Raw genomic sequence first — 13993 nt, 5'->3', positions numbered from 1 at the left:
AAGCTTAGTCATCAAGAGAGTACTGCGAAGCAAATCGGCTGGATCACGGGGTTTCCTTCCTTTCGTCTTGACGGTACAACAACACTGTGGACACACCATTATTATGTAAACACCTCCCCTGGCGGTGCTTTATATACACAAGATTCGAGGTATCATAGTGGTTGGGAAACAAGGCAAATGAATTTCCGGGCGGCTAAATGCGATGCATGTAACAGTCAATCAGTAACCGCTGCAGGACCAAATAGTACTCCAAACACTAGTACCCCATCAGTAAGCTTGAATAGTTCTGGGATTAGTGCCAGCTGGAATTGGCAAGCACCTAACGTCAGAGTCGATAATTATTCTTACCTTCCATCTTACGGAAGGTGGGAGCATTTTTATTACGGGGCTGCTAGAGGATCTACTTACCAAGCCGAACCTGGCATTCAGATGACCAATACTTCAGGGAATATGGTTGTCGATAATTATGCTTATGTTGAATGGTTCAAATATATTGATGGAGTGACCGATTTAGGTGACTCTACTTATACGAGGTTTGGTTCGAGACTCTTTACCAGATTTCTAATACCCTAGCTAGCAATTTAAATATGCAAACAAAATGCTCACATAAATATGTGTGAGCACTTTGTTTTGTTCGGAAAAAATGCGGTTGGGGTCGAGACAACAATCTAACCATATACTCTCAGTTTTATGTTCGTTAATGCCGCCTGTATCGGGGAGGGGGGTATCGGCTACCCCTTATCACCCAAAATCATGTCCCACTACAGCTTGCGAAAAATCTGTAAGTATACACCATCAACGAAAATGAAGAAAGCCCGTTTCAATGAAAGTATCACAAGGAAGCTTTTAAAGCAAAGGAGTTACTTGGAAGGAGTTACTTGGAAGGAACAAGAAGCAGAGATTTCACGGGAGGAGAATAGAGTAATCGCCGTGATGAAGCATAGATCGGCCGGTACCAGAGTGGGACGCAACGCAATGGTGATGATGAAGCAGATTCTACGCGGTCACCGTAAACCGCTGCAATTGGGAAACCACTCGATGCAGTTCAAGTTCAAGCAGCCGTTCCTTCGCCTGTTCCAGCAAAAATTGCAATCGGCAGTCCCCAATCTCCCGCTCAAGCGGAACTTCGGTCACAATGGTGGCAAGGTGTTTGGAAAGAAAGGCCGATTCACGGTGCAGTTCCAGCTTTTCCCGCATCTTTCCTTTGACCTTTTCAAGATTGCTGTATAACTCTTCAATCGAACCATGTTCGGACAAAAGCTTTAATGCGGTCTTTTCTCCAATCCCGGGTACACCCGGAATGTTATCGCTCGTATCCCCCATCAAAGCCTTCAAATCGGTAATCTGATCGGGGCCAATCCCCCATTCTTTCTGCAGACGGCAAGGAGTGTACAGTTCAAGCTCCTTGACCCCTTTTTTCATAATCGCAACAGTAACAAGTTCCGATACGAGTTGAAGGGAGTCTCGATCCCCTGTCAAAATTGTAACGCGGTGACCCTCGCATTCCGCTTTACGAACGATGCTCCCGATCAAATCGTCCGCTTCAAACCGGGGATCGGATTGTTGAGCGACCCCAAGATGCTCCAATAGTTCCCGAGCCAAGTCAAACTGTGGATGAAGTTCATCGGGCAGTTCGCCTCGTGTGGCTTTGTAAGCAGGGTAAATTTCACGCCGGAAAGTGTCACGGGACACGTCCCAGGCCACAAACAAATGGCTTGGCCCCATGATATCACAAGCACCTGTCAGCATGTTGAGAAAGCCTTGGACACCATTTGTATAAACACCGCTTTTTGAACGCATCAAACGTCCGGAATAAGCAGTTGCAAAAAATGCTCGTACCAATAAGGAACTTCCATCCACTACAAGAACATGAGAATCAACCAAAAGAACACGCTCCTCAACAGGGATTCCCCATTATACCATGATCGGTCGGGTCACTCTATCTGGCGTTCACTTTCAACTCGTTTTTCATCAATAAAAAGTAGCGGATACTGTCGAATAACGACTGCCAGCTTGCCTCAATGATGTTAGTCGACACACCTACAGTATTCCACTGCTCCTTCCCGTTGGACGATTCCACCAATACCCTAACTTTGGCAGCGGTCGCTCCTCCTTCGTCCAGAACCCGAACCTTATAATCGGAAAGATGCATCTCTCTGATCTCGGGATAGAACGACTCCAATGCTTTGCGCAGAGCATTATCGAAAGCATTGACTGGTCCGTTACCCTCGGCAGCCGCATGGACCACCTCATCAAATACACGGAGCTTGACGATCGCCATTGTATTCACGGCTGAATCCTCTGTCTCGACAAGAATTTTAAAAGACTCGAGAGTAAAGAATTCCTTGACCTCTCCTAACTCTTCCCGCACCAGCAGCTCAAAGGAAGCCTCCGCCCCTTCATACTGATACCCTTCATGCTCCATTTTTTTGAGTTTTTGGAGGATGCGCTTATTCACAGGATTTGATTTATCCAGATCCATATTTAATTCTTGAGCCTTATAGAGCAGATTACTTTGACCCGACAATTCGGATACGAGTACCCTTCGCTGGTTCCCCACCCTTTCCGGGGCCATATGCTCATAGGTCTCCGGCGATTTCAGGATGGCACTGACATGCATGCCACCTTTATGGGCGAACGCGCTCATTCCCGTAAACGGTTGATTATTGGGAGGGGCAACATTCGCAATTTCATGAACATATCGGGACAGGGAAGTCAGTAAACTAATCTGCTCTTCTCGCACACAGGAATAGCCAAGTTTCAGTTGAAGGTTCGGAATAATCGAAATTAAATTGGCATTTCCACAACGTTCTCCGTAGCCATTCATGGTTCCCTGTACCTGTCTTGCCCCTTCTCTTACGGCTGCAATTGAATTGGCCACAGCACATTCCGAATCATTATGGCAATGAACACCGATCGGTGTTGTCAGCTTCTGTTTGACAACGGCCACGATCTCTCCGATCTCGTGCGGGAGCGTTCCACCATTGGTGTCACAGAGTACGATCCAATCCGCTCCCCCTTCCTCTGCCTTTTTCAAGGTTTCCAATGCATAGGTGGAATTTGCCTTATAGCCGTCAAAGAAATGCTCTGCATCAAAAATAACTTCTAATCCGTGCGATTTTAAAAATTTGACAGAATCGTAGATCATAGAAAGATTTTCTTCTAACGTACTGTTCAGCGCATGCGTCACTTGGAAATCCCACGTTTTCCCAAAAATAGCGACAACGCTTACGCCAGATTCCAAAAGTTTCTGAAGATTTTCGTCCTGATCTGCTGAAATTCCCTGTCTTCTCGTACTGCCAAACGCGGTGATCTTGGCGGTTTTTAAGGGAAGCTCTTTCACCTTTTGAAAAAACTCCATGTCCTTTGGATTGCTTCCCGGCCAGCCCCCCTCGATGTAATGAACGCCGAACTGGTCAAGGCGAAGCGCAATTTTAAGCTTATCCTCCACAGATAAGCTGATTCCCTCACCTTGGGTTCCATCTCGCAGTGTTGTATCATAGATCAGTACTTTTTCCAACGTATGTCCCCCCTGCCTCTTCTACTCGTTCTTTTCTCCGCTTTTATAGCCGTCGTCAAAAATAAAAAACTCCCGTCTCCACAATCCAACCCGCATCTTCTCATTGCTGCGAGTTCGATTGCTGAGGCGAGAGTATCGCGGTACCACCCAGCTTCTCTGTTTTTCTCACGAAAAACAGACTTACCAAGTCCAATCTGGACTTCAGTCCGTTAACGGGGACCTCTCCGTTGTTTCTTACTCGGGCTATTTTCCTGCCCTTTCATAAACAAAGCTCCAAGGTGATTTTTAAAGAAGGATGACGACCGCCCTCGCAGCCCATGGGTAACGGCTCTCTGTTCGTCAGCACTTTCTTCTACTCGTCCTTTTCTTCGCTCAATATTTATCGTTAGGAGAGATTATAAATATCCGATCAGTCTCTGTCAACAGTAGTTTTTTAACAAGACCGGAAAATCAGGAGGGATTGGCATTTTATCATCTTTGAAATACACCTGGGGGGTATGATACTATTAATAAAAGGAGGAACAGATCCTATGGAACATAAAGATTGTACAACCAGAACCAGTCATCATAGCGACAAGACAAAAACGGATTTAATCTCCCGTTTAAATCGAATCGAGGGCCAGATTCGCGGTGTGAAAGGCATGATTGAAAAAGACACCTACTGCGATGATGTCCTGAACCAGATTGCAGCCATACAGTCGGCATTGAATAGTGTCGGGAAACTCCTGTTAACCAGTCATATGAAAAGTTGTGTTGTCGAGCGGATTCAAGAAGGTGATCATGAAGTGATTGATGAACTCATGAAAACCATGAATAAACTCTTGAAATAGACGATTTGCCTGAATTCACACGACAACCTATCATTTGTTTTGATTATAATAGCAACAATACAACTGAAAACCTTGGGTGCTGTCTCCTCCACATCTTATAATGATGGGAGGTGGACAGCCTATGGAGATAAAGGACGCACTGCTACTAATGATCAGCTTTGGATCGTTTATAGTTGGTCTGGTTTCCGTAATGGTTGCTTTGACAAAAAAGAAGTAACCACCCAAGGTTGGCGCCCGCGGTGGCTACTTCTGTAGACATAAAGCTGTTCTGATCTGCACTTGAACGGAGGATTCCACCCAAGGCCGGTTGTATAGAGTCGGGTCTGATCACCCGGCTCTTTTTTAATATCTTCACAAGATATTATTTGATTCTATTATAGCCAATAGCGATACAATTGTCACATATCGTGACCAAAAACTTTTACGACAGGTCGTTCGATCGTTTGGATTTTAAGGCACATTAATCACAAAAGGCACGGTAAATACTTTTCCTTGGTGTTGAAATTGTCCCCAAATTTTGTAGGTCCCGCTGGTTGGGAAAGACGTCCCGAATTTAGCGACCGGTCCGGTCGCTTTTTCCTCGAGCGGATGGTTATGGATATACTTCTCAGCATCCGCACTTAAAATCACTACATGTCCGACAGCGCCCAGGTATTGCTCAAGATTTGTGATCGGCTGCTTTGTGGCTGCGTCTTTGATAGTGAAAGACATTGTAAGTTCTTTTCCCGCTTGAAGATTATCGAGAGACAGGGTCACTTCCTTACCGTCCACCACTTTCGTAAAGTTTGTCTCCGGTTGAATCGGTTTCTGTGCCGGGGCATCTCCCTGCACCTGGATCCATTGGCTTTCAGTCTTTGCTCCGCCGCCCTCCGGAATGAAATCAGCAATTAACTTGTAGTCTCCACCTGACGGAAACTGGGTTTTAATCTTGAAAATTCCCTTTTCCGTGTATTCCGGGTGAATGTGGTTAAAGTACGACAGATCTTTGCTTACCACAATCAGATGCAGCTTTTTCTCATGGCTGATTTCGAATTTCTCGATCGGTTTGCCCGTATTATCCTGAATTTGAATGGATAGTTCCTCTTCCTTTTTGCTCTCAGGTGTCTGACTGGCAAATTTCCACACCGCCTGTACCTGGGATGTATTTGTCGATTCATGTCCGCCATGCGGTTGGTTATGCTGATCGTGTTGACCCTCCTGGCCGTGCGGATCCTTCGCTTGGCCGCATGCTGTCAGAACGGTTAAACCAACAAGCACGATACCTAGACCTAGCTTTGGCATTTTCATGAGTCCGGTTCCTACCTCCCCGTGATTTTTGTGTCTCTGTTACTCCACATCGTACCCTTGATCTTCAATTGTCTCTTTCACTTTTTCCAGGCCGACTGCCGACTCGTCAAAAGAAACGGTTACCTGATTCGCGGACAGATCGACTTTTGTGGAACTGACTCCCGCCAATTTTCCGAGCGCTCCTTCGATCGCATTGACACAATGACCGCAAGACATACCTTTTACATTTAACGTTACGTTCATGTTAAATTCCCCTTTCTTATTTAAGAGTTACTTTCTTAAGTCGCAAAGCGTTCAGTACAACTGATACTGAGCTGAATGCCATGGCTGCTCCCGCTACCCAAGGGGCTAGCAGACCTACGGCCGCCACCGGAATGCCTACTGTATTGTAAAACAGCGCCCAGAATAGGTTTTGCTTGATGTTTCTCATGGTTTTTTGACTAAGTGTAATTGCATCCACGATGCTGGTTAATTCCCCTCGCATGAGTGTAACATCTGCTGCTTCGATAGCGATGTCAGTTCCTGTGCCAATGGCAATGCCTACATCTGCAGTCGCGAGAGCAGGGGCATCGTTAATCCCATCACCAACCATGGCGACTTTTTTTCCCTGCTTTTTAAACTTCTCTATTTCTTCAGCTTTCCCTTCGGGCAAAACCTCCGCACGGATTTCCGTGATGCCGACCTGCTTGGCAATCGCTTCTGCAGTTCGCCGGTTATCACCCGTGATCATCACCACCTCCAGGCCCAGTTCCTTCATTCGCTGAATCGCTTCCTTGGAACTTTCTTTTACTGTATCTGCTACGGCTACGATTCCCGCCAATTTGCCGTCCACAGCTGCCAACATCGCCGTTTTTCCTTCGCTTTCCAATCGCTCCATTTGATCAAGAGCACCGCTTATGTCGATGTTCTCTCGGTTCATTAATTTCCGAGTTCCCACATACAAATCTTTGCCGTTTACTGTCGCATGCAGCCCGTAGCCCGGAATTGCTTCGAAGTCTTGTGCATCGTGAATCTGAATGTTTTTCTCCCCGGCTCCTGTGACGATCGCCTGGGCAAGCGGATGTTCGGATTTCTTTTCAGCAGAAGCAACAAGGGACAGCAATTCAACTTCTGAAATATCCGTTAAAGAGATTACATCGGTCAACTCGGGCTCTCCCTTGGTAATCGTGCCGGTCTTGTCAAGAACGATGGTATTCAGCTTGTGAACAGCTTCCAAATGTTCGCCGCCTTTGAACAGGATCCCTGATTCAGCACCTTTTCCGGTTCCGACCATGATCGAGGTCGGAGTAGCAAGACCTAAAGCACACGGACATGCGATTACGAGAACTGCAATTGCATTTTCAAGAGCGTGAGTAAAGTTCCCTGGTTCAAAAATCAGGTACCAGCCGAGAAACACTAACACAGCGATCCCCACCACAATCGGCACGAAAATACTTGAAATCACATCCGCCATCCGTTGGATGGGTGCTTTTGAACCTTGTGCATCCTCGACTACCTTAATGATCTGCGCCAAAGCAGTATCTTTTCCAACCTTGGTTGCTTTAAAGGTGAGAACTCCATTTTTATTGATGGTGGCACCGATTAACGAATCTCCCGCTTTCTTGTCGACCGGAACACTTTCACCAGTCAGCATCGATTCGTCGACCGCCGATGTACCGGAGATCACCACACCATCGACCGGTATTTTTTCACCGGGCTTGACGATGATGAGATCCCCCGCCACTACCTCTTCGATTGGAACGGTTACTTCCTTATCTTCGCGAATCACCAGAGCCGTTTTGGCTTGGAGCCCCATCAGTTTCTTGATCGCTTCAGAGGTGCGTCCCTTGGCTATCGCTTCAAACAATTTGCCAAGTATAATTAAAGTGATCAAAATGGCACTGGTTTCATAATAAAGCTTGTCGGCATTTCCGGTGACCGTCGCCACAAGGCTGTAGAAGTAAGCCGCTGACGTACCGAGTGCCACCAGGACATCCATATTCGCACTTCCGTTCTTTAAGGCTTTGTAAGCCCCCCGATAAAATGGCCAACCGATAATAAATTGAACGGGAGTCGCGAGCGCAAATTGCACCCAGGGATTCATTAAAAGATGAGGCATATAAACTCCGGTCCATCGAAAATGGGCAATCATTGTATACAGAAGCGGCAAAGAAAGTGCTGCCGACACAGCAAACCGCATCTTATGACGACGGATCTCCTTGTCGCGGTCATGCCCTTTTTCATCAGATTCCTGAACCAGAGAAGCACCGTATCCGATATCTTTGACTTTTTGGATCATATCGGTGGGACTGACCTCACTCGGGTTAAACTGAATCGTTGCCCTCTCCATCGCGAGATTGACATTTGCCTGCATAACTCCCGGCAGCTTGCTGAGCCCTTTTTCGATCCGATGGGCGCAGGCCGCACAGGTCATGCCTGTGATATCAAAATCGACTCTTTCGGTCGCTACTTTATATCCAAGATCCTCAACTTTGGCTTGCAGTTCCTGCGGGGTAACCTTCGAAGGATCGTAAGAAACGGTAGCTTTCTCCAAAGCAAAATTCACGTTTGCTTGCCCAACGCCTTCCATCTTGCCAAGCCCTTTTTCAATTCGATTGGCGCAGGCCGCGCAGGTCATGCCCTCTATTGGGAGAGATATACTTTTCATTGTGACTTCACCCCATCTAGTTAGATTGCGTTGGAGGCGGCATCTTATGTAATCTTAAGATAGGCGCCAAGTTTTTTGGTAGGATACCCCCCTACCGTATATTATATCTGGCAACGTTTCCTTGTCAACACGTGCAGATAATTTATCTACACCTCATAAAAAAAGATGCCATTCAATTGATGGCATCCTTTACCTTTAGAGTGCTGCAACAGCCTTTCGGGCTATGAGGACTCTTGCTGCATGTCGATGTGGGATATTGCTTGAATTACAATCGAAAATAAACTCGTAAGAGTCAAGCAGATCCCAGTTTTCGTAATAACTTTGCAACTCGTTTCTTTCATACAGATACTCGTTTTTTCCCCAATCGGGTGCGGCTTCAACTTCCGGATGGTTAACGAATGCGAACAATACGTTTAAACCTCCGGGCGCTGTAAATCCCTTAATCTTATGGAACTGCCGTTCTCGATTTTGGGGCGTGATATACTGCAGAGTCCCGATCGAATACACCACATCAAATTTTCCTGACAGCTGCAGTTCATTCAGATCTGACTCAAGCGTTTCAATGGAGACATTCTTCTCTTTAGCGAGCCTTTGCACTTTTTCCAAGCCCGCAGGAGCTATGTCAACAGCCAGTACATCAAACCCTTCTTGGGCCAGGAAAACACTGTCCCTACCTTCCCCCGCACCCAAATCGACCAGCTTTTTTCCCTTTCTCTGATCTGCAGGAATCAACTCCAGGATTCTCCTCGCCAGATTGTTCGGTTCCTTCCCCCAATAATACTCTTCATTCAAGTAAATCTCTTGAAGCTGATCCTTATCCATCCAATTCCCCTCCACCAACTATTTGGGCTACGAAATCATCATGAATGATAACGCAACGTAAAGGTCAAGAGGGAACAGCATAGACTATATGCAGCAGAACGTTGATATGTTTTTGTTTCGTAATGTACCCGTGTTGCTTAAACCAATCCAGCAAACGGGAACGGTCTGCATAATATTCATCTTCAATCGCCCTTATGGCATTTAGTTGTCCTTGTTTCTTTAAATTCTCCACATACTGAATTCTTTTTTGCTGATCTTCGAACATTAAATCCGTAATGCAGATTCGACCATGCGATTTCAAAACTCTTCGAATTTCTTCCAATGCCAACTGTTTCTGTTCATCGGTAAGGTGATGAAAAGCGAAGCTTGTAACCACAAAGTCAAACTGCCCATCCAGATACGGAATTGCAAGAAAATTGCCAAGCTTTGTTTCCATCTGAGGATATTTTCGCTGGCACTGTTTCAGCATTTCTTTCGATTGATCAATGCCCGCAATTTGAATCCCCGTCGCTAAAAACCTACCGGCCAAATTCCCTGTCCCGGTTCCAATATCCAAACCAAATTCCCCTGCTTTGGGCGAAACCCATTTTACGGTTAAATCAAGGGCTTCGTCATAATTTCGATGGACATTAAATGATTGATCATCGTTCCGGACAAATTCGTCATAAATAACGGCCTGTCTGTCGAAATTCCAGCGGTCGCGCCAATTTTTTCGGATTTCACGAAGTCTTTTTGACCCTTCTGCAAGCTGATAAATGTCTTCCAGCACAAGCAATTGATTCTGCTTTAAGAGATGAATCATTTGGTCGGTAGTTTCAATGATCTGCTTCATCTCCACCCATTGTGAAAACATAACGGCTCTTTGCAGCTCAAGATAATATCGGAGTTCATCCTGATCCCCTTCGTCAATCTGGTCCAACACTTTTTTAATCTCGCCGATCGGCATGCCCACTTCCCTTAAAGAAATAATCGTTTGCAATCTCCAGACTTCTTTTTCAGAAAAAGTACGGTATTGATTATGCTCCTGCTTGATCGGCGAGAGTAACCCTTTTTCTTCATAAAATCGGATCGCACGCGGAGATATTTTTAATTTATCGGCGATGTCTTTGATTTTCATGGTCTTCATACAAGGATCCCTCCGTTACTATCATAAACCTTGACGTAACGTGAAAGTAAAGAGAAAGATAGCAAAAAGCCCCACATCCATTCGGGACGCGGGGCAGTGGGAAGCACCCTCTACGGCTTTGGTTCAAGAGTAATCATCGTAATCTCCGGCCGACAGAGAAAACGGATCGGCAAGCATGTTGTTCCTATTCCTCTGTTTGTATAAACCAATAAATTCCCCGTTTTTTTCAGGCCGGAGAGGTATTTTCTTCCGAGCTTAGTGGTATAGATCGGACCCACGAACGGAAAGCGGATTTGGCCACCGTGACTATGGCCGGAAATCTGTAAGTCAATCGGATATTGTCTCGCAGTATCCGCATAGTCCGGTTCATGGGCCAGCAAGATTTTGCACGCGGTGGGAGGCAGATCCTCCATCGCCTTTTCTAGGTTCGGCTTGCCTTCCAAAACATCATCAAGCCCGATCAGGAATACCTGCTCATTCTGTTTTCTTATTGCTGAATGTTCATTTCTAAGCACTCGAAAACCGCCGCGCTCGAGACCTCGGATTACAGGATCGGCACCCGCCCTATAGTCATGGTTGCCCAACAAGGCAAACTTTCCATAAGGAGCATTCAGTCGCTCTAGAACCGGAATCGCGGGTTCCAGTGAGCGCAGTGATTTGCGGGAGTCGAGAAAATCCCCGGTAAAGCAGATCACATCCGGGCTTTCTCTGTTGATGAGATCGACAACAGTTGACAAATGCTGGGGAGAGTAAAAGAAACCCAAGTGAACATCGCTAAACAGTGCGATTTTAAATCCGCCGAAAGCACGGGGGAGTCGGGGAAGTACAATCCGCACATGAGTGAGATTCAGCCAGAATCGTTCGATAACGGAAGCATAAATACCGGTGCCCACAACTGCTGCAGTCCCCAGTGTCAATGCCAATTGAGTCAGTCCTGTCGTATCCATGTCCTTCACCTACGCATGATTTTCAGCGCAACGCTGATCGCCCATTATATTATTTGGGCAGAAGCGTAACTGTGACTATCCCCTTCTCACTCTAACTTCCTCTTGTCTTCACACACCATCAGTACATTCCCGTCCGGATCCTTAAAGGTAAAGAACGAAATATTCTCCACACCCCCGTATTATTCAAATCGGCTCCAGCGCCAGTTGAGCGTAAAGCCCCTCAAAAATGAGCTTCCCTCGCTCCAAAGCAGTATGGTCATCCAGACTGGTCAGGCGGATGCCCCGACAAATAAGATCAAGTCCGGGGGCAACCGACTCCAACGTAACTTCCTGGACTGTGTCCGCCTCATCCACGATCCGGGCAATCCGATGGAGAACCGGGTCTTTCAAGTCAAACTCCCGCAGCATCGTATGAAATGTGCAGTGCCCCCGTCTATGGGTCAACCTGACACCCGGCAGATCGAACGGTTCCGCCCCTTCGGGAAGCGGCTTGTGTCCTGACGGAATAAACAAAAATTCAGCCTCAGGATCGATAAACCTGTTGATTAACCAAGCGCACGCCATTCGATCCACGCCGACATTCTCCCAAGTAACCCATTTCACGTATCCATTCCTCCTTGTGCGGACAGCAGTGCCTCCCGCACCTTTTTCCCAAAATCCGATTGAAAATAATCCTGCCCTCTGATCTGCTGATATCGTTTGGAGAGCGCTGATAAATCCGCCATCTCCCTCTCAAGATCAGACAGGATTTCCGCATAAGCAACATCAACCTGCTGCACAAACTGTTTCACCAACGCTTCTTCCTGCCCGGGTAACACAAAACGGGACTCCATCAAAAAAGCCTCCCCGCCCAATTCCGCGATCTCCGCCGCCAACCATTGAAACTGTTCCAACGTCCGCGGCGTAACAGGAAGAACCCACACCGCATCCTGGATCAAAATAGCACCAAGACGTTTCAGCTTTCTCCACACATACACCCGTTTCGCCGACGGCTCCGGAGGAATCTTATAACAAAGGGATAACCAGGAATGCAAGGGAACACCCCCAATTTTAATGGGTCAAGGGATAAACCACGAGGCCTATGATTGCTGCGGCCAGAATCATCACCGGTTCCGAAACTTTTTTGCTCTTCCATAGCAAAATCAAAGTGACCAAAGCCAATAAGGCGGTAGTGATGTCAACGATCGACCTCTTGCCCAATACAAGAACCGCTCCCACAATCGCTCCCGTAGCCGCTGCCGTAACACCGGTAACGAATGCGTTAATCCCGGGGCGCTTGCCGTATTTTTTGAAGAAGGGAGCCGGGATGATTGTGAGCACATAAGCAGGCAGAAACGTGGCAATTGCCGCGAGGCTTGCGCCTGGAAAGCCGGCTACCAAATACCCGATAAAACCTGTCGTGATCACTACCGGCCCCGGCGTAATCATCGCAACCGCGACGGCATCGAGAAACTGATGGTCGTTTAACCACTGATAGTCCTTCACAACCCCCGAAAAAAGGAATGGAACGATCGCCAAACCACTTCCGAAAACGAAAGCCCCCGCCTTCGTGAAGAAAGTAAAGAGATTCCAAAGCGTACCCGAATCGGCCGCCTGAAGCCCCGCCACAACATTTTTTACGGGTTCGGCCGTAAGCCCCGCAACCCCCATGTTTCCCCATTTGAATCCTTTGGGCGGAGCCTTCACCAACCAGTACAAGATACCAGCTCCAAGAAAGATCAGAACTTCCTCCGATTCGGTAATTACCGTATAAAGAGCGACAACAACGAAAATTGCCCAGAGGAGCCAATCCTTACCGATTGTTTTCGAGGTAAGCTTATAAGCACTAAAAGCAATGATCCCGATTACGCTTGCACCAACCGCATAGAACACCGCTTGCATCCAGGTCAAACCACCGTACACCGTATAAGCCCATCCAAGTGCGACCACCATCAAGAAAGATGGCAGAACAAACGCAAGCCCGACCAATGTCGCCCCGAGAATTCCGTAGTGGACATACCCCAGATAAAAACCTAACTGCGCCGCAAGTGGGCCTGGAGCAAGCTGGGACAGAGCCAGCCCGTCCTTATAATCGGATTCGGAAATCCAACCCCGCTTCTCGACAAGATCCCGGAACATATAGCCTACCAGCGCCACAGGACCCCCGAAACCAACTGTCCCCAATTTCAAAAAGTAAAGAACCAACTGCCAAAGGGAATAACTCTTTGTTTGTTCAGACATGCCGTTTCTCCTCCCCGCGATATGTAACGACTGTTACATTTCATTTTATTGCTTATCGAAGGTAGGCACAATAGGATTTCCCTTAACTAATTTCATATTGCAGCCAGTTGGAGCGCTGCCCGCCCATTTTTTCGTACAACGATTGGGCAGCCAAGTTGTCTTTTGCCGTCTCCCAAGTCATATAAGCAAAGTCATACTCCCTGATGTATGACAAACAGGTTTGAAACAATTGTTCCCCTACCTTCTGCCCTCGGACGGATGGTAGAACAAACAGGTCATTCAAGATAGCAGCCTTTTTTACCTGTAACGTACTAAACGTGAAATATAACGTAGCAAACCCAATCAAGGGTCCGTCTTGTTCAGCAACAAATTGGATACCGCTTGCCGGGTTTTCAAGCAAACGGGTTACCAATCCTTGAAGCGACTCCTCACTCGGTCGAGGGCGTTTATAAAAATCGACTATGTACTGAAACATCAACTCTACAACTTGCGGGATATCCTCGTGCCTTGCCGGTCTTATATTTAGGCTCAGTTCAAATTGATTGTTGCTTAGCTAACTAACTTTTGGAGTTGGGTGTCACAAAACGTTGAAAG

Annotated in this window: 15 protein-coding genes and 1 other annotated feature; of the genes, 3 read left to right on the top strand and 12 right to left on the bottom strand. The window is 46.9% G+C overall.

The window, feature by feature from the left end; all coding sequences use genetic code 11:
• Positions 1 to 573: hypothetical protein (locus ACFO8Q_RS14720; protein ID WP_380026567.1), on the top strand; the 573-nt coding region annotated here is incomplete at its 5' end.
• 423 nt (positions 574 to 996) lie between these two features.
• On the opposite strand, the gene ACFO8Q_RS14715 is transcribed toward ACFO8Q_RS14720, so the two are convergent.
• Together ACFO8Q_RS14715 and cimA are read right to left on the bottom strand one after the other, a co-directional pair.
• A complete protein-coding gene (locus ACFO8Q_RS14715) occupies positions 997 to 1884 on the bottom strand; it encodes a 5'-3' exonuclease (protein WP_380026566.1) in 888 nt (295 codons plus the stop codon).
• Between the two features lie 55 nt (positions 1885 to 1939).
• A complete protein-coding gene (cimA, locus tag ACFO8Q_RS14710) occupies positions 1940 to 3520 on the bottom strand; it encodes a citramalate synthase (RefSeq protein ID WP_380026565.1) in 1581 nt (526 codons plus the stop codon).
• A gap of 119 nt (positions 3521 to 3639) precedes the next feature.
• Positions 3640 to 3898: a binding site (T-box leader), on the bottom strand.
• A 119-nt stretch (positions 3899 to 4017) separates the two neighbouring features.
• Between cimA and ACFO8Q_RS14705 the strand changes: the two genes are divergently transcribed.
• Both ACFO8Q_RS14705 and ACFO8Q_RS14700 read left to right on the top strand, forming a co-directional pair.
• The gene (locus tag ACFO8Q_RS14705; RefSeq protein ID WP_380026564.1) at positions 4018 to 4350 is read left to right on the top strand and encodes a metal-sensitive transcriptional regulator; all 333 of its coding nucleotides are present in this window, start codon (positions 4018 to 4020) and stop codon (positions 4348 to 4350) included.
• Between the two features lie 100 nt (positions 4351 to 4450).
• Positions 4451 to 4567, top strand: coding sequence for a putative holin-like toxin (locus tag ACFO8Q_RS14700; RefSeq protein ID WP_380026571.1), 117 nt, complete (start codon positions 4451 to 4453; stop codon positions 4565 to 4567).
• 233 nt (positions 4568 to 4800) lie between these two features.
• Here the strand turns inward: ACFO8Q_RS14700 and ACFO8Q_RS14695 are convergent, their stop codons facing one another.
• The 10 genes from ACFO8Q_RS14695 to ACFO8Q_RS14650 all read right to left on the bottom strand — a co-directional run bounded on the left by ACFO8Q_RS14695 (position 4801) and on the right by ACFO8Q_RS14650 (position 13931).
• The gene (locus ACFO8Q_RS14695) at positions 4801 to 5631 is read right to left on the bottom strand and encodes a hypothetical protein (RefSeq protein WP_380026570.1); all 831 of its coding nucleotides are present in this window, start codon (positions 5629 to 5631) and stop codon (positions 4801 to 4803) included.
• Between the two features lie 45 nt (positions 5632 to 5676).
• Entirely contained in the window at positions 5677 to 5880 is a 204-nt protein-coding gene (gene copZ, locus ACFO8Q_RS14690) for a copper chaperone CopZ (protein ID WP_380026563.1), read from the bottom strand.
• A 16-nt stretch (positions 5881 to 5896) separates the two neighbouring features.
• Positions 5897 to 8284 (bottom strand): heavy metal translocating P-type ATPase, encoded by a 2388-nt coding sequence (locus ACFO8Q_RS14685; RefSeq protein WP_380026562.1) that lies wholly within the window; start codon positions 8282 to 8284, stop codon positions 5897 to 5899.
• 195 nt (positions 8285 to 8479) lie between these two features.
• The gene (locus ACFO8Q_RS14680; RefSeq protein ID WP_380026561.1) at positions 8480 to 9106 is read right to left on the bottom strand and encodes a methyltransferase domain-containing protein; all 627 of its coding nucleotides are present in this window, start codon (positions 9104 to 9106) and stop codon (positions 8480 to 8482) included.
• Between the two features lie 64 nt (positions 9107 to 9170).
• The gene (locus ACFO8Q_RS14675; protein WP_380026569.1) at positions 9171 to 10223 is read right to left on the bottom strand and encodes a MerR family transcriptional regulator; all 1053 of its coding nucleotides are present in this window, start codon (positions 10221 to 10223) and stop codon (positions 9171 to 9173) included.
• A gap of 119 nt (positions 10224 to 10342) precedes the next feature.
• On the bottom strand, positions 10343 to 11179 hold the full coding sequence (locus ACFO8Q_RS14670; RefSeq protein WP_380026560.1) for a metallophosphoesterase: 837 nt from the start codon (positions 11177 to 11179) through the stop codon (positions 10343 to 10345).
• Positions 11180 to 11362: 183 nt separating this feature from the next.
• Positions 11363 to 11782 (bottom strand): chromate resistance protein ChrB domain-containing protein, encoded by a 420-nt coding sequence (locus ACFO8Q_RS14665; RefSeq protein ID WP_380026559.1) that lies wholly within the window; start codon positions 11780 to 11782, stop codon positions 11363 to 11365.
• Positions 11779 to 12213: a Chromate resistance protein ChrB gene (locus tag ACFO8Q_RS14660; protein WP_380026558.1), complete on the bottom strand. Its 435-nt coding sequence runs from the start codon at positions 12211 to 12213 to the stop codon at positions 11779 to 11781. The genes ACFO8Q_RS14665 and ACFO8Q_RS14660 overlap by 4 nt, the downstream gene beginning before the upstream one ends.
• A 16-nt stretch (positions 12214 to 12229) precedes the next feature.
• A complete protein-coding gene (locus ACFO8Q_RS14655) occupies positions 12230 to 13399 on the bottom strand; it encodes a chromate transporter (protein WP_380026557.1) in 1170 nt (389 codons plus the stop codon).
• 82 nt (positions 13400 to 13481) lie between these two features.
• The gene (locus ACFO8Q_RS14650; protein WP_380026568.1) at positions 13482 to 13931 is read right to left on the bottom strand and encodes a GNAT family N-acetyltransferase; all 450 of its coding nucleotides are present in this window, start codon (positions 13929 to 13931) and stop codon (positions 13482 to 13484) included.
• Between the last annotated feature and the right edge of the window lie 62 nt (positions 13932 to 13993).

This window comes from Effusibacillus consociatus (assembly GCF_042652925.1).
Lineage (GTDB): Bacteria > Bacillota > Bacilli > Tumebacillales > Effusibacillaceae > Effusibacillus > Effusibacillus consociatus.
Note: the sequence above shows the minus strand (reverse complement) of the source record. Positions and strands in the feature narration are given on the sequence as shown.

Excerpts from the sequence above, each read along its gene's own strand:
- ACFO8Q_RS14705 (WP_380026564.1), top strand. The coding sequence starts at position 4,018 with ATGATACTATTAATAAAAGGAGGAACAGATCCTATGGAACATAAAGAT.
- ACFO8Q_RS14700 (WP_380026571.1), top strand. The coding sequence starts at position 4,451 with ATGATGGGAGGTGGACAGCCTATGGAGATAAAGGACGCACTGCTACTA.
- ACFO8Q_RS14695 (WP_380026570.1), bottom strand. The coding sequence starts at position 5,631 with ATGCCAAAGCTAGGTCTAGGTATCGTGCTTGTTGGTTTAACCGTTCTG.
- copZ (WP_380026563.1), bottom strand. The coding sequence starts at position 5,880 with ATGAACGTAACGTTAAATGTAAAAGGTATGTCTTGCGGTCATTGTGTC.
- ACFO8Q_RS14685 (WP_380026562.1), bottom strand. The coding sequence starts at position 8,284 with ATGAAAAGTATATCTCTCCCAATAGAGGGCATGACCTGCGCGGCCTGC.
- ACFO8Q_RS14680 (WP_380026561.1), bottom strand. The coding sequence starts at position 9,106 with ATGGATAAGGATCAGCTTCAAGAGATTTACTTGAATGAAGAGTATTAT.
- ACFO8Q_RS14675 (WP_380026569.1), bottom strand. The coding sequence starts at position 10,223 with ATGAAAATCAAAGACATCGCCGATAAATTAAAAATATCTCCGCGTGCG.
- ACFO8Q_RS14670 (WP_380026560.1), bottom strand. The coding sequence starts at position 11,179 with ATGGATACGACAGGACTGACTCAATTGGCATTGACACTGGGGACTGCA.
- ACFO8Q_RS14655 (WP_380026557.1), bottom strand. The coding sequence starts at position 13,399 with ATGTCTGAACAAACAAAGAGTTATTCCCTTTGGCAGTTGGTTCTTTAC.